This is a genomic window from Hydrogenophaga sp. OTU3427 (assembly GCF_038440225.1).
Classification (GTDB): domain Bacteria; phylum Pseudomonadota; class Gammaproteobacteria; order Burkholderiales; family Burkholderiaceae_C; genus Hydrogenophaga.
Genome location: NZ_JASATI010000012.1, coordinates 75,725 through 94,837, shown reverse-complemented (window position 1 = coordinate 94,837; position 19,113 = coordinate 75,725). Strand labels below are relative to the sequence as shown.

Here is a 19,113-nt window from a genome sequence, read left to right as displayed (position 1 = left end):
AATGTGGGGCCAGCCCATCGATCGCCTGCACCGGATCGCCACCTGGGTACCCACCGACCTCATCCGCGTGCTCGACACGCGTCGTGGCGAGGCGCTGCCCCCCATCCGCTCTGAACTCTTCGGCGCCAGCCGTTTCGAGCAGCATGGCCACAGCCTGGCCGCCACGCACCAGGCGCGCAAGCTGTCCCTCGCGCAGGGCACGTTCTACCCCCGCCTGCAAAACAACATGCGCACCCTGCGCACGGCCCACGGCTACCTGGTGCGAGAGGCGCTGGCCGGCCACGAGATCGGACCGGCCGCCGAATGGCTGCTCGACAACTTCCACCTGATCGAGGACCAGTGGCGCGAGGTTCGCGAAGGCCTGCCCGCGCGCTACTACCGCGCCCTGCCGGTGCTGCAGGACGCCCCGCTGCTGGGCCTGCCGCGCATTTACGGCGTGGCCTGGGCCTTCGTGGCCCACACCGACAGCGCCTTCGACGCCACGCTGCTGCTGCACTTCCTCAACGCCTACCAGAGCGTGCGTGAACTGAGCCAGGGCGAACTCTGGGCGCTGCCCACCACGTTGCGGGTGGTGCTGATCGAGAACCTGCGCCGTCTGGCCGACCGCATCGCGAGCCACAAGGCCGCGCGCGAGCTGGCCGCCCTCAGCGCCAGCCGCCTGGACCGGCTCACCGTGGCCAGTGTGCTGGCCATGCGCCAGTTGATGACGCAGCGAGGCGTGGGCCAGGTGTTCGTGGTCCAGCTGATGTTGCAGCTTGGTACCCACGGCAGCGCCGAGCCGACCAGCACGCTCACGCAGCTGCGGCACTGGCTGGCGAGCGAGGTGCCCGACCCGGGGGCCCTGCAGGCCCAGCAGCACATCGACCAGGTGGCGGACCACCTGAGCATGGGCAACGCGGTGACGGCCTTGCGTCTCATCGGTGCCGCCGATTGGCCCGACCTCGTGTCACAGACCAGCCGCGTGATGCGCGTCATGCTGGCCTCGCCGGTGTTCGCCGCAGAGGACGAGGCCACCCGCAACAAGACCCTGCACGCGATCGAGCGGCTGTCGGCGGCGAGCCGGCAGGCCGAATCGGAGGTGGCGCAGGCGCTGCTGGACGCCATGTCGCGCACCGGCGGGCCGTCAGCCCTGGCCAGCCACTGGCTGGTTGGGCCGGGCCGGCCGGCGCTGGAACGGCAGTTGGGTGTCCGGCATCTGTGGCCCCAGGCTTGGCGCGACCAGGCCCGCATCACCCGCGCCCAGGCCTATTTCGGCACCCTGCTGCTGGGCACCCTGCTGCTGGTGTGGCAACTCACGGCCCACGCGACCGTTCCCACCGGCGGCTGGGGCCAGCGCATGGCCCTGGCACTGGCGCTGCTGCTGATGTGGCTGCCGGCGTCCGAGGCCGTGGTGGCCCTGGTCAACCGCCTCATCAGCGAAGCCACCCCTCCGGCCCACCTGTCGCGCCTGCGGCTGGTCGACGGCATCCCGCCTTCGGCGCAGACCCTGGTGGTGGTGCCCGCGCTGCTGAGCCACCCCCGTGCCATCGACGCCCTGGCGCACCGCCTGCTGCAACACCATCTGGCCAACACCGAAGTGCACGCACAGTTCGCGCTGCTCAGCGACTGGTGCGACGCCGACAGCGCCCACCAGCCCGGTGACGACGCGCTGCTGGCACACGCCGCACAGGCGCTGCAGGCGCTCAACACCAGCCACCCGACCGCGCCCGGCCAGCCGCCGCGTTTCCTGCTGCTGCACCGGCCGCGCTGCCACAGCGCGACGCAGGACCGCTGGATGGGCTGGGAGCGCAAGCGTGGCAAGCTTGAACAGCTGGTGGCGGCACTGGCCACCGGCACGCCGGGTCCCTTTTTCGATTTCGGTCCGCTCTCGCGCATGGCCACGGGCACCTGCTACCTGCTGACGCTGGACAGCGACACCGAGCTGCCGCCCGGCCGGCTGCGTGTGCTGGTGGGTGTGGCCGAACACCCACAGAACCGCCCCCAGCTCGCGCCTGACGGTCGGCGCGTGTTGCAGGGCTACGGCATCCTGCAGCCGCGTGTGGTGGCGCCCTTGCCGACACACGGCCGGCCCACGCCATGGCAGTGGCTGTTCGCCGGCCAGCAGGGCCTGGACCCTTACAGCGCCATGTCCTCGGACGTCTACCAGGACGTGTTCGACGAGGGCAGCTTCACTGGCAAGGGTCTGCTGCATGTGGCCACGCTGCAGGCGGTGCTGGGCGGGCGCCTGCCGGTCGAACAGGTGCTGAGCCACGACCTGCTTGAAGGCGCGCTGGTGCGCTGCGCGGTGGTGAGCGACGTGACGCTGATCGAGGCCGATCCGTCGCACGCGGATGCCGCCGCATCCCGCCTGCACCGCTGGACGCGGGGCGACTGGCAGCTGCTGTCCTTTGTGCTGCACGACCCCCGGTGGGCACTGGGCGCCATCAACCGCTGGAAGCTGTTCGACAACCTGCGCCGTTCGCTGGTGGCACCGGCCTGTCTGGGGCTGATCGTGCTCGCCATGGCGGGGCAGGGTCTGTCGCTGGCCGCCGCGCTGACGCTGACCCTGGCCGCCTACGCGGGTGGTCCGCTGATCGGCGCGCTGGCCGCTGGCATACCGGCCCACTGGAGTCTGGTGAATAGCCGCTTCGTGCACGCCACCGCCATGGACCTGCTGCGCACCGGGGCCGCCGCGCTGTGGCACCTGGCCCTGCTGCCCCAGCAGGCCCTGCTGGCGCTGGACGCGGTGCTGCGCACCTTGCACCGTCTGCGCGTGAGCCGCCGCCAACTGCTGGCCTGGACCACCGCCGATGCCGCCCAGGCCGCCCTGGGCCAGGGGCTGGGCGCCACGCTGTGGCGGCACCGGTTCGGTCCATTGCTGGCGCTGTTGCTGCTGGGTGGCCTGGGGCTGCTGCGACCGCCACCCGGCACGCTCGCGTTGGCCTTGCTGGCCCTGTGGGCCGCTGCGCCCTGGCTGGTGTGGCTGAGCAACCGCCCCTGGGCCTGGTGGCAGCGGCGTGGGCTCCCTCCCGCCGACGCCGCCTTTCTGCAGGGCGTCGCCCGCGACACCTGGCGCCTGTTCGAACGCTGCGTCGACGCCGGCAACCACCACCTGCCACCCGACAACCTGCAGACCGCGCCGCTGGAGGTCGTGGCGCACCGCACCTCGCCCACCAACATCGGCCTCTACCTGTTGAGCACGGCCTGTGCACGGCAGCAGGGCTGGATCGGTACCCAGGAACTGCTGGAGCGGCTGCAGGCCACGCTGGACACCCTGGGACAAATGGAGCGCCACCGGGGCCACTTCCTCAACTGGTACGACACCCAGACCCTGTTGCCGCTGCTGCCGCGCTACGTGTCCACCGTGGACAGCGGCAACCTGTCGGCCCACCTGCTGGCGGTGGCCCAGGCCTGCCGTGCGCTGGCCGCGCGACCCCACGACCCGGCGGCGGCCACGCGGGCGCGGCGCGGCTCGCTGGCCCGCCTGCAAGCCCACCGGGCGCTGTGGCTCAGCCTGCTGCCAGAGCGACCCATGCCAGGCGTGCTGCACACGCTGCTGCAGGCCGACCCGGCCGAGGCCGGCGACACCGGGGCCTGGGACACCTGGCTGGACGACGCGGCATTGGCGCTGGAGGGCCTGTTCCCTGCGCCAGGACCGGCGGCCCTGGCCCACCCACCCACCGAACGCGAGCAGCTGCATGCGCTGCTGGCCGACCACCTGGCGTTGCTGCGTTCGGCCGGGCGCGACCACCACGCCAGCGGTCCGGCCGGCGACGCCCTGGCCGGCGGCAGGCTGCGCAGCGTGGCCAAGGCCCTGGAACAACTGGCCTGGGCCAGCGACTTCCGTTTCCTCTACCACCCGCAACGCCACTTGCTGCACATCGGCTACCGGGTCGAGGAACAGCAGCTGGACACCAGCTTTTACGACCTGCTGGCGTCCGAGTCCCACCTCACCAGCCTGCTGGCCATCGCCAAGGGCGATCTGCCGGTGCGCCACTGGACGGCGCTGGGCCGGCCCTTCTTCGCCAGCGGCCGCCATGCCGTGTTGCGCTCGTGGTCGGGTTCCATGTTCGAGTACCTCATGCCCACCTTGGTGATGGCGCCACCCGAAGGCAGCGCGCTGCAAACCGCCGGCGCGTCGGCGCTGCGGGAGCAGATCGCCTACGCGCGTGCCCACGCCCTGCCCTGGGGCGTGTCGGAATGCGCCTACGCCGGTCGCGACCACACCCTGGCCTACCAGTACGCCCCTCAGGGCGTGCCGCGCCTGGCGCTGCGGCGTACGCCGCCAGCCGAACACGTGGTGGCGCCCTACGCCACCGCGCTGGCGGCCATGGTCGACGCGCGCGCGGCCTGCCACAACCTGCGCACGCTGGCCGCGCTGGCGGCGCGTGGGCGCTACGGTTTCATCGAGGCCTTGGACTTCAGCCCGTCGCGCCAGACCCAGGGCACGCGGCACACGCCGGTCTGCACCTACATGGCCCACCACCAGGGCATGACCATCGTCGCGCTGACCAACGTGTTGCTGGACGGCGTGGTGCAGCGCTGGGGCGCCGCCCATCCACGGATCGAGGCCATGGGACCGCTGTTGCACGAACGCGCGCCCCGCGAGCTGCCCGCGCCGCCACCGCTGCCACGCCTGCCCCTGAAGGCCTTGCAGCACCGCGCGCCCGAGCCGGTGCGCCTGCTGGTGCCCGGCGCCCAGGCGCTGGAGCCCACCCAGCTGATGTCCAATGGCCACTACAGCGTCACCCTGCGCCCCAACGGCGCGGGCTGGAGCCGCCTCGGCCAGACCGGCATCGGCCGCTGGCGCGACGATGCGCTGCGTGATGCCCGCGGCAGTTTCATCTACCTGCGCCGGGGGCGGCGTGGCGTGCCGGTGTCGCTGACCAGCCACCCGGCGCCGGACGCCCAGGCCGTCTACCAATGCCGGCTCGGCGTCGACCGGGTGGGCTTCACAGCGACCTGGCCCGACCTGCGTGCCCACACCACCGTGTGGGTCAGTCCCGAGGACGACATCGAGCTGCGCAAGGTGGTGCTGACCAACCTGGGCCCGCACGGCATGGAGCTGGAACTGATCTCGGCGCTGGACATCACCCTGACCAGCCACGAGGCCGATGAAGCCCACCCGGCGTTCTCCAGCCTGTTCGTGAAGGCCGAGTGGCACAGTGACCAGGACGCGCTGCGCCTGACCCGCACGCCACGCCTGCCGACCGAGCGCGCCCTGAGCGCCGCGCACTTCGTGGCCGAGGCCCAGGGCGAGGTGCTGGGCCTGGTGAGCCAGACCGACCGCCAGCGCTGGCTGGGTCGCCACCGCCCACCCAGCCACCCGCTGGGGCAGCTCGAACCGGTGCCCGTCACCTCCGGCGCGCTGGCCACCGGGCTCGATCCCGTGGCGGTGCTGGGGGTGGTGCTGCGCCTGGCCCCGGGTGCCCAGGCTTGCGTGACCTTCGGCACCGCCGCGAGCGTGGACGAGGCCACCCTGTCGGCCGTCGTCGACAAGTACCGCCAGCCCAGCCATGTGGAGCGCGCGTCCACCATGTCGGCCACGCTGGCCGGCATACAGGCCAGCACCACCCAGATCCACCCCGAATACCTGCCCGCGCAGCAGGCCCTGACCACCGCCCTGGTGCTGACCCTGCCCCAGGTGGACGGGGCGCGCGGGCAGGGGCCGACCACGCCCCTGTGGGTCGACCGCCGCCTGCTGTGGCCATTGGGACTCTCGGGCGACCGCCCTCTGCTGCTGCTGCACACCGGACCGGCCCAGGGCTTGCCGCTGCTGCGTCTCATGGCGCTGTTGCTGCGCGCCTGGTCGCGCGCGGGCGTGGCCTGCGATCTGGTGGTGCTCAGCCGCGAAACACACTCCTACCACATGCCGCTGCAGCAGGCCTGCACGCAGATGAGCGAGCAGCACCAGGCCGACATCGCCCAGCGCCCCGGCCCGCCGGTGACCGGCCTGCACGTGCTGCACCACGACAGCCTCTCGGCCGGACAGATAGATACCCTGAACGCCCTGGCGCGGGTGCAACTGCACGCCGACGGTCGCCCGTTGATGCACCAGGTCAGGGCCTGGTGCGAGCGCCATCAAACCCCCATGGCCCGCCCGTGGCGCGGCAGCCCTCCGGCACCGGTGCCGGTGTACCTGCACAGCGAGCGCGCCACCGTGGCCGAAGGTCAGTTCGATGGCCGCAGCGGCGCCTTCGGCTTCGAGGTCGGTCGCGGGCAACGCACCATGCGTCCCTGGATCAACGTGTTGGCCAACCCCGGCTTCGGCTGCATCGTCACCGAAAGCGGTGGCGGCAACACCTGGGCCGGCAACAGCCGCCTGAACCAGCTCACCGCCTGGGCCAACGACCCGGTGGCCGACCCACCGGCCGAATGGTGGCTGCTGCAGGACCGCCGCAGCGGCGAGACCTGGGGTCTCACGCCCTCGGCCTGGGGCGACGACCACAACCCCAGCCGCGTGGAACACGCGCAAGGCGTGACCCGCATCACGCACCGGCGTGGCCCGGTATCGACCACGCTGAGCTGGTGCGTGGACCCCGACACCGCGGTGAAGCAGCTGCGGGTGCAACTGCACAACCACGGCAGCCACAAGGCCCACCTGCGCCTGGTGGGCATGGTGGAGTGGCAACTGGGTGAAAAGCGGCGCGACCGGGCCACGCTGCTGACCACCGCTTGCCATGCACCGCCCCCCGACGATGGCCTGTGGGCGCTGCTCTGCACCCAGACCGACCGCGCGGGCGGCTTTGGAGGGGGCACCGCCTTCTTCTGCGAAGGCCAGGGCGGCCCCGTCGGCCAGGAGCGCCGCAGCGAAGGCCAGGACTGGACCACCGACCGCGCGGCCTTCTTTGATGCGCGCGGCCGGTTGGTGCTGCCGCGCCGCCTGGGCCGGCGCGACGGTGCTGGCCTGGACCCCTGTGCCGCCATCTCGCGCCTGATCACGCTGCGTCCAGGCGCCCGCGCCGAACAGGTGTTCCTGCTGGGTTATGCCGACAGCGCCGACGCCGCCCGGGCGCTGGCGCGACAGGCCACGGCCCGCCCAGCGACCGAGCGCGAGCATGCCAGCCTGGTGCGCTGGGACGCCCTGCTCGGCGCCACCCAGGTGCACACGCCCGACCCGCTGTTCAACGTGCTGGTCAACCGCTGGCTGCTCTACCAGACCGTGTCCTCGCGTCTGTGGGCCAAGGCCGCCTTCTACCAGGCCGGAGGCGCGACCGGCTACCGCGACCAGCTGCAGGACGGCATGGCCCTGGTGTGGGCGGCGCCGGAGCTGCTGCGGGCGCAGATCGTGTTGTGCGCTTCGCGCCAGTTCGAGGCCGGCGACGTCCAGCACTGGTGGCACGCACCCGGCGGCGCCGGTGTGCGCACGCATTTTTCAGACGACCTGCTGTGGCTGCCTTTCGCCTGCGCACACTACCTGCGCGGCACCGGCGACCTGGCCGTGCTGGAGCAGCGCGTGCCCTTTCTGGAAGGCAGCGCCATCCCCCCGGGGGCCGAGGACGCCTACGAAGCACCGCGCGCCAGCACCGTGTCGGCCAGCGTCTACGAACACGCCGCCCGCAGCCTGGACCACAGCCTGCGCGTGGGCCGCCACGGACTGCCCTTGATGGGGGGCGGCGACTGGAACGATGGCATGAACCGCGTCGGCCACCTGGGGCGGGGCGAGTCGGTCTGGCTGGCCTGGTTCCTGTGCGCCATCGTGGCCGACTGGGCACCGCTGGCCCGCCAGCGTGGCGATCCGGCGCGCGCCGCACGATGGGAAGCCGCTCGCCAGGGCTGGCAGCAGGCCCTGCAAGGCCCGGCCTGGGACGGCCAGTGGTACCAGCGCGCCTTCTTCGACGATGGCAGTCCGCTGGGTTCGCACGCGCAGGCCGAGGCCCGCATCGACCTGATCGCGCAGGCGTGGTCGGTGCTGGGCGATGCGGACGCGCCGGAACCCTGGTACACGCGCCAGCGTCAGGCCATGGCGGCGGTGGAGACGCATCTGGCCGACCCCGAGAACGGACTGTTGCAGTTGCTGGCGCCTCCGCTGGCGCTGTCCAGCCCCGGCGCAGGCTACATCCAGGCCTACCCGCCGGGCGTGCGCGAAAACGGCGGCCAGTACACCCATGCCGCCGTGTGGGCCTTGATGGCGTCGGCCGTGCTGGCGCGCCGCCAGCCGGGCGACATCCCCGCCCAGGACCTGCCCTACCGGGATTTCACCTGGCTGAGCCCGGCGCACCGGGCCGGCCACCCGCGCTGGGGGACCGCCTATGGACTGGAGCCTTACGCGGTGGCGGCCGACGTCTACAGCCAGCCGCCCTACACGGGACGCGGCGGCTGGAGCTGGTACACCGGTGCCGCGGGCTGGCTGCACCGCGCCGCCATCGAGTCCATCCTGGGCCTGCGGCTGCAGGCACAGGAACTGCACCTCACGCCCTGCCTGCCTTTGCATTGGACCAAGGCGGAGCTGACGCTGCGGCGCGGAGAGCGGCGCATGCGCTTCGTGCTGGTGCGGGGTGACGCCGCGCAGGCGCTGGCGGCCTGTGGTGATCCGCAGGCGCGTTTGCTGGGTGTGGGCGAATCCTTGCGCTGGACGGTGCTGCCCAGACAAAGCTGTTTTGTGGTGCCCCTGTGAGGCCGTTCAACGCAGGGCGCGCCAGGATTCGCTGCCCCAGCCCTGCAGGGGACCCAACGGGTTGCGCTGTTCTTCCTCGCTGTAGATGGTGGGCTGACCGCCCACCAGCTCGTAGACCAACCGGTCGTCGACAAAAACCAGCAGCGCCTCGACGCGCCAGCCACGGCTGACGGTCTGGCGCCGGAAGTTCAGCGAATCGACCCAGAAGTTGCCCACGCGCTGGCGTTCGATCTTCTGCACCACCACCGCGTACGCGCTGCAGCGCTGGCCCGCGCCCAGGCAGTCGCTGATGCCCGGGTCCACGTCCTGTGGCCGTATCAGCGCGGCGGCCGAAAATCGCTGCAGCACATCGGCGAAATGCAGCACGGTGATGCCCGGGTTGACGTGCGGGTCGAGGCCCTGGAGGTGCACGTCCTGGCGCGTGGCGACGTAAGGGGTGAGAGTGGCCAGCGCGCGCAGACCGTCCTCGTAGCTGAGCCAGCGGGACACCACCTCGGTCCGGGAGGTGGGCAGCAGCGCACTGCAGCCACCCAGGGCTAACCCTGTGCAGCAGGCCAGGCATCGAACCAGAGGCAGGAGATGCGAGCGTTTCATGCCTGAGGTGTAGCGCCCGTCCAGCGTATTGTCGGTGCGCCATGGCACACATGCAGGCCCGGTGTGTTCGACAGCGCACCGACGGCCGTGGACGTTGGCCGCATACTGCCAGATCCTTCCGCCCCGCCCCCATGGACAGCCCTGACGACAACCGCCCGCCGACGCCGGGGAGCCCCGGCGAACCCACCACCGCCCCGCCGGTGGCCAGGGACACCCACAAGCTGCTCGTGCTGTTGCTGTTCGTGGTGACACTGGCCTTCGCCACCATCCTCACGCCCTTTCTCAGTCCCATCCTATGGGGGCTGATCATCGCGCTGGTGTTCGCGCCGGCATTCCGGCACGCGCTGCGCTGGACCGACCAGAGGCGCACGCTGGCCGCGCTGTTGACCCTGGCCGGCGTGGTGCTGCTGGTGGTGCTGCCGCTGACGCTGCTGGCCCTGGCCTTGACGCGCGAGGCCGTCGGCGTGTTCGAACGCCTGCAGTCGGGCGAATGGAACCCAGCGGCCTACCTGCACCGGCTGTTCGATGCGCTGCCCGCCTGGGTTGGCGCCCTGCTGGATCGCTTTGGCCTGACCAGCTTCAACGCCATACAGCGGCGCGTCAACGCCAGTGTCTCGCAGGGGGTGCAGTCGGTGGCCCTGGTGGCGGTGGATGTCGGGCAGGACATGTTCAACTTCATTGCCAAGCTGTTCATCACGCTGTACCTAGCCTTCTTCATGATCCGCGACGGCAATGACATCGCCCACACGCTGCGCGATGCCCTGCCCCTGCACATGGTGCACAAGCGCGAGCTGTTCCGGATCTTCGCCACGGTGCTGCGGGCCACCGTGAAAGGCCACTTGATGGTGGCCATGGTGCAAGGCGCCTTGGGGGGCCTGGCCTTCTGGGCCCTGGGCATCGACGCCAGCCTGCTGTGGGCCGTGCTGATGGCGCTGCTGGCGCTGCTGCCGGTGGTGGGATCGGGATTGGTGTGGTTGCCCATGGCCCTGTTCCTGATCGCCAATGGCGCTCTCTGGCAGGGTCTGGCGCTGATGGCCTACGGATTGTTGGTGATCGGTCTGATCGACAACCTGCTGCGCCCCATGCTCGTGGGCAAGGACACGCGCCTGCCGGACTACCTGGTGATGGTGGCCACGCTGGGCGGCCTGGTCACCTTCGGTATCAACGGCCTGGTGCTGGGTCCCGCCATCGCGGCGCTTTTTGTCGCGGTATGGAAGATCGACATGACCCTGCGCGAGCGCCCCTGAGAGACACACGCCGCCATGGTGCGCTGACGAACAGACGGCCCGTTCCCACACACGCACCATGGGTCATGCGGCGCACACAGGCCGCGTGTCACCACCCACTGGAGCACACCATGAGCCTAGGCACCATTCTTCTGATCCTGCTGATCCTGATGCTGATCGGCGTTGTTCCGACCTGGCCGCACAGCCGCAGTTGGGGTTATGGCCCCAGCGGTCTGCTCGGTCTGTTCGTCGTCGTGGTCCTCATCCTGGTGGTGACCGGTCGCTTCTGATCATCCCTCCCAGGTCAGGTGCCAGCGCCAACACCGCCATCGGACCGGGGCCCGCGGCCCCGGCAGCCGTTCCCTCACTGGCCACCCCACCCCTCACTGGGTGCCACGGCTGTCGTCGTCACGGGCTGGCCGACGGTCGTCGCGGTCGCCCTGGCGGTTGTCGCGCTCGTCCCGCCGACCTTCGCGTTGTGCGGGCCCCCGACCGCGCTCACCGGGCTGGGGACGGGCCATGTCGTGTCCCCGTTCGGGCGGACCGACGCCCTGTGGTCGCTGCGCCGCCGGGGCCTGGTACAGCTCGCGGGTCACCGGCTCGCGCGGACGGTAGCGGTAGTTCTCGGATCGGATGGCGCGTTGCTGATCGAAGGCTTGCGGGTAGCGGCTCTGTGGGTAGCGGCCCTGGTAGCTGGGCAACGGCGCCGGTGCCGGCATGGCCTGCCGGTCCCAGCGGTCCCAGCCCGAACGGCGCTGCTCCCAGTCGCGACCCCAGTGTTCGCCCCAGCGCGGTGGCGCATCGGCCCGCCACTGACCAAAATAGCTGGGTGCCTGGCGGTAGTAGCGCACCGGCACGCGCAGCACGAACAGCGGCACGAGATCGGGGCCGACCTGTTGCCAGGGGCCGTTGTACCAGTCGCTGGAATACCAGTTGTCGGACTGAAACACCCAGTACAGGCCATCGTAGAAAAAGTAGTTGCCTGGGGCGTTGGGCGCATAGTAGACCGGGTAGCCGGGCACGCGCTGGAACTCGGGGTAGACCGGCAGGTTGATGCCGATGCTGACGGAAACCTGGGCCTGCGTCGCGGGCGCCGCGACCAGCAGGAGAGGCAAGGCAAGAAGCAAGTGGCGCATGGCGGACTCGATCACAAGAATGCACATCGCGCAGGCGCCCATGCAAACCGCAAGGTCGCTGCAATGGCATAAGCGCGAGTGTGACCGGCTGTGCCCGAGCGTCTGTGCGAAAGCGCACACAAGAACCCACGCGATAGCCCGCGTTTGCTTGAGCCGCAGGGTGCGGCAGCATCGGACCAGATCCATCTGAATCTCAGACACCACACAAGGACACACCATGATCCATGTCGACACCCGCCCTGCCCCGTGGCCGGAACCCGACCACACACCGGCGCGGCGCAGCGCCGGTTGAGGACCCGCCCCCTTGTCGCGACGCCGTTCCTCCACCGCGGGCTGGACGCGCCTGTTCCAGCGCAGCCTCAAGGCCGCGCTCGCCCCGGCCGTGCGTGCCAGCCGTGGCGCGACCCAACGCGCGATCGCGGCCGGCGTCCGCCGTTTGCGCCCGCCGGCGGGTGCCGGGCTCTGGCTGCCGGGGGTCGCCATCGGCCCCCAGGGGGCGCGAGCCTACAGGTTGTTCCGACCGTCGGCCCTGCCCGGTGGCGGGGAGCGTGTGCCGCTGCTGGTGATGCTGCACGGCTGCGGGCAGGACGCCAAGGCCTTCGCCAGCAGCACGCGCATGAACACCCTGGCCGCCAGCAAAGGTTTCATCGTGCTCTACCCCGAGCAGGACCGGTTGGCCAACCTGCAAGGTTGCTGGAACTGGTTCGAGACCGACTCGGGCCGTGCCTATGGTGAAGCGCAGCTGATCCTGAAAGCCATCGACATGGCTTGTGCGCTGAGCCCGGTGGATCGGGAGCGGGTGGTGCTGGTGGGCTTCTCGGCCGGCGCGAGCATGGCGGCCTTGCTGGCCACACGCCACCCCGAGCGTTTCAGCGCCGTGGTGATGCACTCGGGCATCCCGCCCGGCACGGCACATTCCAGCGTCTCGGCCATGGGTGCGATGCGCGGTCGACGCACCCCCAGCGCCGCCATGGTCCAGGCGGCCTGGCCGCCCCTGCTGGTCGTCCACGGTGCCGCCGACGGCGTGGTGTCGCCCCGCAACGGCGTTGCCGCGGCACACCTGTGGGCCGAGGCCGGCGGCGCCGTGGCCCGGTCATCTCGCCAGCTGCAACGTGGCAAGCGCCATGCCATGACCGTCACCGATTACCGGCGCGGTGCCCATCTGGTGGCGCAACAGGTGGCGGTGGACCGGCTGGGCCACGCCTGGAGTGGTGGCGCCGCCGGTCAGGCCTTCAGCGACAGCCTCGGCCCGGACGCATCGCGCCTGGCCTGGGCCTTTGCCGCCAAGGCCTGGACCACACGCCTGCCCAAGCCCTGACGGGAACGCCGGGGCTGCGAGCGCTCAGGGCTTGCCGTGGATGGCCTTGGCGGCCTTGATGCACGCGGTCTTGCCGTCGCCGGTCTGGGTGTCGCATTTCTCGACTTCGACCTTGTACTGGGCTTCCCGCACATCTTCCTTGGCGTCGGCGCGTGCACCGGCCGTGGCCTGGGCGACCTTGGCATCGGCGAGCGCTGCCACGCGCACCGACTTGGCCTCCTTGACGCAGACGTCCTTGTCGTTGCCGCGGAAGGCGTCACAGCGCTCCTTGGCCACGTTGTAGGCGCCCTCGGCCCGCACGATCTTCACCTGGGTGCCATCGGCGGCCTTGCCGGTGTGGCTGAACTCCAACTCGGCGCGCTCGTTCTTTTCCTTGGCTTTCGCCTCTTCGATGCACACATTCTTGGGGTGGGCCTTGAGGCTGCCGCAGGCGGCCTTGGCGGTCTTGTAGCTCGCGCCGATGGCGGTCTTGGAGGCGGTGTATTCGGCTTGGGTGGGCACGGCGGCGAGCACCAGCAGCGGTGCGCACAGGAAGGCGCTGGCCAGCAGCGCGGCGCGGGATGTGAAGGTGGTTTTCATGACGATACCTTGGGGTGTGGAAAAAATGGGCAGGGTGGATGACGTGACTAGCCCCGGGCCGTGCCCAGGTGGCGGATGCCGTAGTACTCGCCCACGGCCTTGGCCCAGGCGGCATCCGCCATGTCGGGCCAGTGGTCGCTGTCGAACGCCGGCGCGTGCAGGAGGCTGTCCTGCTCCACGTTCAGCACGAAGCGGTTCTTTGTCTTGTCCAGGCTCAGCGCCGCCCAGGGCACGGCGAAGCGCTTGTCGCCCAGGCTCAGGAAACCGCCGAAGGACAGCACCGCATAGGCGACGCGGCCGCTGTCCATGTCGATCATGAGTTCCCTCACATCGCCCAGATCCTCGCCGCGCCGGTTGTAGACCTCGTGGCCACTGAGCGCGCTGGCGCTGAACAGGCGTGGCCCGCTGGCCTCGGGGCCCTGACCCGGGGCCACGGGGTGGCGGGCCGGTTTCTCTTTGTGCATGAACATGTCCACGTCCTCGGTGCGTTGGCAGGGCTGGCGCGTTGGGCGGCCAGCCTGTGCGGGAGTTGCAGCATAGGGATGGCCGGGGTATCGGGTCTGTGCGCTGGGATGCACAAGGGCGGGCGCTCAGCTCACGTGCACGAACCTGGCCACCGACGGAATACCGGCGCTGTCCAGCACGAACAGCATGTAGTGGCCGGGCGGGACCAGGCTGGCCGACGTGGGCAAGGTCACGCTCAGGCCGTTGGCAAGCACCTGCACCTTGAGCTTGATGGCGCGTTGGTGCATGTCGTTGCCATGGGTAGTGGCGCCTGGCGCGACGAGCATCGCCGACACCATGCCGACACGGTCGGTGCCGACGGCGAAGGTTTGCCCCAGGCGTGCGCTTGCGGGGGCGCTGGTGATCACCGGCTGTGGTCCCCTGAACAGGTAGGGCGGCGAGTAGACCTGCGCCTTGTGCTGGAAGGCTGCTGCCGCAGTGGGGTCCATGTCGTCTTGCGACACCAGCACGGTGGCGTCGGGCAACAGGATGGCAGAGGAATGGTAGGCGGCCTGGATCGCATGGGGGGCGACCATTTGCCAACTGCCGGTGACGTCGCCGGTCGCCGTCGAATACAGCTCGGTGCTCAGCTCCGCTTCCTCGTAGCCGTAGAGCCCGCGGTTGCCGCCCACCGTCAGCATCGCGCCGTCGGCCAGGATCACCGTGTTGGCGTTGTGCCGTGGCCGGTTCCATTGAGGGAACGGCGCCCAGCCGCTGGCAGGTCGGTGGCCGTCCAGCCATTCGTTGTTCGCCAGCGCCCGGGTTTCGTCGTGCCCGCCCGCCACCATGATGACCTGCCGGGTGGGTGTTTGCGAGGCATCGGTGTAGAGCACGCCATTGCCCAGGTAGTAGTGGTCGCTGCGCATGCCGGGCACCGCGGACCAGACGCTGGAAGCGGGGTCGAAGGTGTAGCTGCTTTCGGCGTCGGGGCCGGCTTCCAGCACCTTGCCCGAGGGCAGCAGAAACTGCTGCGGGTACAGGCCCGAGGCGTTGTGTGTGCCCACCAACTGCATGCGACCGATGCCGTCCATGTGGGGGTCGGGCGTGAAGATCTCGACATCGTTGTTGATGGCGTTGCTGCCCGTCTCGTCGATGCCGCTGGTGACCACCACACGGTTGTCCGCCAGCTGGGTCACCGTGGGGTACCAACGCCCACGCGACATGTCCGGCTGGCGCGCCCAAGTCTCGGTGTAGGGGTTGAAGGTGTACTGGGTCAGCGTGCCTTGCCAGCTGCCCAGCGTGGACAGGCTCGGATCGGGGTAGCGCAGGTTGCCGCCGGAAACGAACACACGGCCGTCGGCCAGGATGGTCTGTCCGCCGCACCAGATGTTCTCGGGCGGGGGGATGTTGCGTCCCAGCCGGGTGACCGGATTCCACACATAGGCCACGCCGTTCTTGGCGTTCAGCGGGTTGTGGAAATCCACCGGGTCATAGGACCAGAACAAGACCTGGCCGGTGTGCATGAGCACGGCCGTCACGCCGACCACGGGGATGACGAACGGGGCGCTCCAGCGGCCCAAGCTCAGTTCTGGGGGCGCCACTGCCAAGGCCAAGGCCTGGGCATCGGTGCCGGTCGCTTTCTGCGCCTGCTGGCGTTCCCGTTGGACATGTTGGTGCACGCGGGCCGCCGCCGCCTTGTCCTCCTTCACGGTGGCTTCGGCGTCCTCCACCCAGGCGGCCGCGGGCACCTCGCGTCTGCCACGCTCGACTTCACACTGGTTCAGCCGCGCGTGGGCATGTTGTTCGGCATGCGCGCTGCCCAGCAGGCGCACGTCCCGCTGCTTCAGCGTGTTCTCCTCGTCCCAGGTCCGGCAGGCCGTGTGGGCTTGCGCCTGCGCGGGCAAGGTGTTCACCCTGGTGCGAGCCGCCGGCACCGGCCCCGACCACGTCAGCGGCGACAGCGCCAGGCAGCAGGCGGCGACGAGGGCGGTCTGAGGACAGGGTAGGAAAGCATGTTTCATGAGTGGCACCCGGTGGTTGTTGGCTGATTGGCCTTTCGGTTGTATCGGTGATGACCACGTCGGTCTGTGCGCCCAGGAACACAGCACGGCTTTCCGCTAAGCGTGCGCTGGCGCACAGTCTGGCCAGCTCGGCCCTCCCTACACTGGAGGAACCTGCAGGAATTTCTGGAGCACCACCATCCGACCGATCGACAACCAACTGATCCGCCGGCTGCCCGCCAGCGATGGGCGCCGTCTGGTGGCCGCATGCGAGCCCGTGGGATGGCAGCTGTCCGAGGTCCTCTGCGAACCAGGATCTGCGATGCGGTACGCCTACTTCCCGCTCAGTGGTTTCCTGTCCCTGGTCATGGAGGTAACGCCATGCCCGAAGCTGGAAGTCGGCATGGTCGGTCGCGAGGGCATGCTCGGTGCGGAGCTGTCGCTCGGCGTCGCGCACGCGCCGTTCCATGTGCTGGTGCAGGGAGCCGGCAGCGCCCTGCGCATCGGCAGCGAGGCCCTGTCTGCTGAAATGGCGGCCAGTGCCGTTTTGCGCACCACACTCCAACGCTACCTGGGCGTCACCACCGCCCAATTGGCCACGTCAACCACCTGCTTGTTTCGCCACGCCCCCAGCGCACGCCTGGCCCGCTGGCTGCTGATGAGCCAGGACCGTGCCCGGGCCGCGTTGTTTCCCGTGACGCCGGCGTTTCTCGCCTACATGCTGGGCCTGCAACCAAGCGGTGTGACAGCGACCATCGCGGATCTGCGGCGCCGTGGGCTGATCGACCTGCGGGGCGAGGCCCTGAGGGTCATCGACCGGCCCGGGCTCGAAGCCACCGCCTGCGCCTGCTACCGGGCCGACGGCGCCAACTACGCCCACCACCTCGGCCTTTGAGGCGCGCCCCCGCCGGCTTGCGCGCGGCGGTTGACACCCTGACACCTCACGCCACGGCTCTGGCCTAGGCAAGGGGACAGGCGCGCGTTCACACAAGCGCTGCCAGAACTTGCAAATGCTTACGCCCCCACGGGCGTGATGGAGGCGCGCCCACGCGCGCTTCCGCGCCGGGCGTCGCACGTGTCATGCACCCTTTCGGCGAGGCCGTCCGTACGGCAACGTACGCCGGACGAGAAACAACACCCCTCATTCACAGAATTTCCCTGGACGGATCGGCCATCCCGGTGCGGTCGTCGCGCTCACCCGCATGTTCAAGGAAATACAGATGCAACGCCGACAATTTCTCTGGCGGTCAACGGCCCTCTCGGTGGCCACGCTGCAAGGCACACACGCCGTGGCACAAACCACCTGCCCGCCACCCCCACCCAGCACCGGTGGCATCGACGTGTTGAAGGAAATCAAATCCCTGAGGATTCCCACCGGCCCCTACACCGGCGGCTATGAAATCGCGCCCAACGGCCGCCTGAACTGGTACTTCACGCAGCTGGGCCTGTTGCCCATCGTCCAGTTCCTGAGCACCGCCGAGCTGGACACCTATATCCGGGTCTACCTGGACCTCTACCTCAAGAACCTCACGCCGGCGGCGACCATCGACGACGTGAATTTCCCGTTTGGACGGGCCAACACGGCCGTTTTCACCAAGGTGCTGTCGGACTCCGACGACGCCTACGCCGCCACCTTCCTGTCGCTCGCCGTGCGTTACGTGCGGGCCAGCCGCAACTGGACCTGGTGGGAGACCAACAAGGCACGCATCAAGGAGGTGGCCTACCGCAACCTCGCCCTGACCGCCAAGCGCAGCGGCTTGACCTCGGTTTTCCAGGCCCCCCGCAGCGAAACCAACTCGATCGGCTACCTGATGGACAACTGCGAGGGCTACCGTGGCCTGCGCGACCTGGCCAGGCTGCTGCGCGAGCGCTCCGAAGTCACCGAAGCCAACTACTACGACCTGCTGGCCACCAACGCCGCCACCGGCATCGTCAACCAGATCTACAACGTCGCCGGCAAGGCCTTCACGCCCAGCGATGCGGATCTGGTACCGGGCACGTCCTTTTACCCAGGCACCAGCTGCCAGGTCTATGCACAGGTCTTCGGGATCAACGAGCTGTCGCGCTTCTTCGACCCGGCATGGGCCTACCTCAACGCCAAGTCACCCGGCTGGGAAGACGGCCGCTACGATCCCTATCCCTGGGCCATCCTCGGCTACGCGGCCGCCATGCGCGGTCAGCGAACGCAGGCCACGGCCAAGCAGGCGTCCATCGAAAAGCTGTTCACCACCAACCGCGGGATGGTGACCATCAACGAACTGGGCTTCTACCAGCGGACCCACTCGGTGCTGGCGGGCACACCGGCCGTCTAAGTGCGGCGGCACACAGTGCGCCGGCCAGATTGGGGCCACCATGGTGGGGCGGCGGTTGTGCCGCACGCGAAGGCTTGTATCGAACAATCCCTGGCCAACAGGCTCCTGGCCGCATTGGGGCCGGCCGACAGACGTCGCCTGTTGGCCGACGCTGTTTTTGTGGATCTGGGTGCATCCGCCGTGCTCGGTCTGGGTGGAGCGACGCTTGGGCACGCCTACTTTCCCACCACCTGCATGATTTCGCTGCTGGCGCCACAGACCCGCGACAAGCGACTGGTGCTGGGCCTCACGGGTTATGAAGGGGTGTACGGTGGCGCCTGTGCCCTCGGCATTTTCAGCACCGCTTTCGATGCCGTGGTCACCGGCGCTGGCCAGGCTTGGCAAATCGATGCGGATCGCCTGGCCGCCCATGGACGGACCAGCGATGGCCTGTTGAGCCTGCTCAGCCACTTTCTGTACGTGGAGCTGAGGCAGCTCGGCACCCAAGCCATCTGCAGCCACTTCCACTCGCTGCAGCAGCGGCTGTCGCGCTATCTGCTGATGAGCCAGGACCGCATGCGATCACCCGATCTGTGGCTCACACACGATGACCTGTCGGAGATGCTGGGCGTTCGACGTGCCGGCGTCACCGAAGCGGCGGGGGAACTGCAGGCACTGGGACTCATCCGCTACAACAGGGGACACGTCTACATCATCGACCGCTCGAACCTTCTGACGCAGGCCTGCACCTGTTACCTGCAAGACCAGCTCATCTACAGCCACGTGATGAACAGTTCGAGCGATCGTCAGGTGGAGGAAACCAGACAACAGAATGCAGGATATACAGAGGATTGATCCAGACGGCCAACTTGTTTTCCGAAAAAAGGACGCCGGCAGGCGTCCAATCCAATCTACGGCCAGACAATCGA

12 protein-coding genes are annotated in these 19,113 nt (G+C 69.4%); 7 read left to right on the top strand and 5 right to left on the bottom strand.

What is annotated here, in order from left to right; all coding sequences use genetic code 11:
* The first annotated feature begins 1 nt into the window (after position 1).
* Positions 2-8,596, top strand: a complete 8,595-nt coding sequence (locus tag AAHB17_RS09770) for a GH36-type glycosyl hydrolase domain-containing protein (protein WP_342130363.1) — start codon at positions 2-4, stop codon at positions 8,594-8,596.
* A gap of 6 nt (positions 8,597-8,602) precedes the next feature.
* Here the strand turns inward: AAHB17_RS09770 and AAHB17_RS09765 are convergent, their stop codons facing one another.
* Positions 8,603-9,085, bottom strand: coding sequence for a hypothetical protein (locus AAHB17_RS09765; RefSeq protein WP_342130362.1), 483 nt, complete (start codon positions 9,083-9,085; stop codon positions 8,603-8,605).
* A gap of 236 nt (positions 9,086-9,321) precedes the next feature.
* Between AAHB17_RS09765 and AAHB17_RS09760 the strand changes: the two genes are divergently transcribed.
* On the top strand, positions 9,322-10,437 hold the full coding sequence (locus tag AAHB17_RS09760) for an AI-2E family transporter (RefSeq protein ID WP_342130361.1): 1,116 nt from the start codon (positions 9,322-9,324) through the stop codon (positions 10,435-10,437).
* Positions 10,438-10,547: 110 nt separating this feature from the next.
* A complete protein-coding gene (locus AAHB17_RS09755) occupies positions 10,548-10,706 on the top strand; it encodes a DUF3309 family protein (protein ID WP_342130359.1) in 159 nt (52 codons plus the stop codon).
* 93 nt (positions 10,707-10,799) lie between these two features.
* On the opposite strand, the gene AAHB17_RS09750 is transcribed toward AAHB17_RS09755, so the two are convergent.
* Positions 10,800-11,552, bottom strand: coding sequence for a hypothetical protein (locus tag AAHB17_RS09750; protein ID WP_342130358.1), 753 nt, complete (start codon positions 11,550-11,552; stop codon positions 10,800-10,802).
* Positions 11,553-11,856: 304 nt separating this feature from the next.
* Between AAHB17_RS09750 and AAHB17_RS09745 the strand changes: the two genes are divergently transcribed.
* Positions 11,857-12,870 (top strand): extracellular catalytic domain type 1 short-chain-length polyhydroxyalkanoate depolymerase, encoded by a 1,014-nt coding sequence (locus AAHB17_RS09745; RefSeq protein ID WP_342130355.1) that lies wholly within the window; start codon positions 11,857-11,859, stop codon positions 12,868-12,870.
* Positions 12,871-12,894: 24 nt separating this feature from the next.
* Here the strand turns inward: AAHB17_RS09745 and AAHB17_RS09740 are convergent, their stop codons facing one another.
* The 3 genes from AAHB17_RS09740 to AAHB17_RS09730 form a co-directional block, all read right to left on the bottom strand.
* Positions 12,895-13,449 (bottom strand): hypothetical protein, encoded by a 555-nt coding sequence (locus AAHB17_RS09740; protein WP_342130354.1) that lies wholly within the window; start codon positions 13,447-13,449, stop codon positions 12,895-12,897.
* 47 nt (positions 13,450-13,496) lie between these two features.
* On the bottom strand, positions 13,497-13,919 hold the full coding sequence (locus tag AAHB17_RS09735) for a PRC-barrel domain-containing protein (RefSeq protein ID WP_342130351.1): 423 nt from the start codon (positions 13,917-13,919) through the stop codon (positions 13,497-13,499).
* 120 nt (positions 13,920-14,039) lie between these two features.
* Complete coding sequence (locus AAHB17_RS09730; protein WP_342130349.1) at positions 14,040-15,806, bottom strand: galactose oxidase early set domain-containing protein; 1,767 nt, start codon at positions 15,804-15,806, stop codon at positions 14,040-14,042.
* 409 nt (positions 15,807-16,215) lie between these two features.
* Here AAHB17_RS09730 and AAHB17_RS09725 point away from each other — a divergent pair, with 409 nt between their 5' ends.
* From AAHB17_RS09725 to AAHB17_RS09715, 3 genes are all read left to right on the top strand, one after another.
* Positions 16,216-16,788 carry a Crp/Fnr family transcriptional regulator gene (locus AAHB17_RS09725; protein ID WP_342130348.1) on the top strand — a complete coding sequence of 191 codons (573 nt, stop codon included), beginning with the start codon at positions 16,216-16,218 and terminating at the stop codon, positions 16,786-16,788.
* A gap of 325 nt (positions 16,789-17,113) precedes the next feature.
* Complete coding sequence (locus AAHB17_RS09720) at positions 17,114-18,205, top strand: hypothetical protein (protein ID WP_342130346.1); 1,092 nt, start codon at positions 17,114-17,116, stop codon at positions 18,203-18,205.
* Positions 18,206-18,346: 141 nt separating this feature from the next.
* Complete coding sequence (locus AAHB17_RS09715) at positions 18,347-19,039, top strand: Crp/Fnr family transcriptional regulator (RefSeq protein WP_342130345.1); 693 nt, start codon at positions 18,347-18,349, stop codon at positions 19,037-19,039.
* Positions 19,040-19,113 lie beyond the last annotated feature (74 nt).

Bases quoted from the DNA above. Each gene is read 5' to 3' on its own strand.
- AAHB17_RS09740 (WP_342130354.1), bottom strand. From the start codon at position 13,449: ATGAAAACCACCTTCACATCCCGCGCCGCGCTGCTGGCCAGCGCCTTC.
- AAHB17_RS09755 (WP_342130359.1), top strand. From the start codon at position 10,548: ATGAGCCTAGGCACCATTCTTCTGATCCTGCTGATCCTGATGCTGATC.
- AAHB17_RS09720 (WP_342130346.1), top strand. From the start codon at position 17,114: ATGCAACGCCGACAATTTCTCTGGCGGTCAACGGCCCTCTCGGTGGCC.
- AAHB17_RS09770 (WP_342130363.1), top strand. From the start codon at position 2: ATGTGGGGCCAGCCCATCGATCGCCTGCACCGGATCGCCACCTGGGTA.
- AAHB17_RS09735 (WP_342130351.1), bottom strand. From the start codon at position 13,919: ATGTTCATGCACAAAGAGAAACCGGCCCGCCACCCCGTGGCCCCGGGT.
- AAHB17_RS09750 (WP_342130358.1), bottom strand. From the start codon at position 11,552: ATGCGCCACTTGCTTCTTGCCTTGCCTCTCCTGCTGGTCGCGGCGCCC.
- AAHB17_RS09725 (WP_342130348.1), top strand. From the start codon at position 16,216: ATGCGGTACGCCTACTTCCCGCTCAGTGGTTTCCTGTCCCTGGTCATG.
- AAHB17_RS09760 (WP_342130361.1), top strand. From the start codon at position 9,322: ATGGACAGCCCTGACGACAACCGCCCGCCGACGCCGGGGAGCCCCGGC.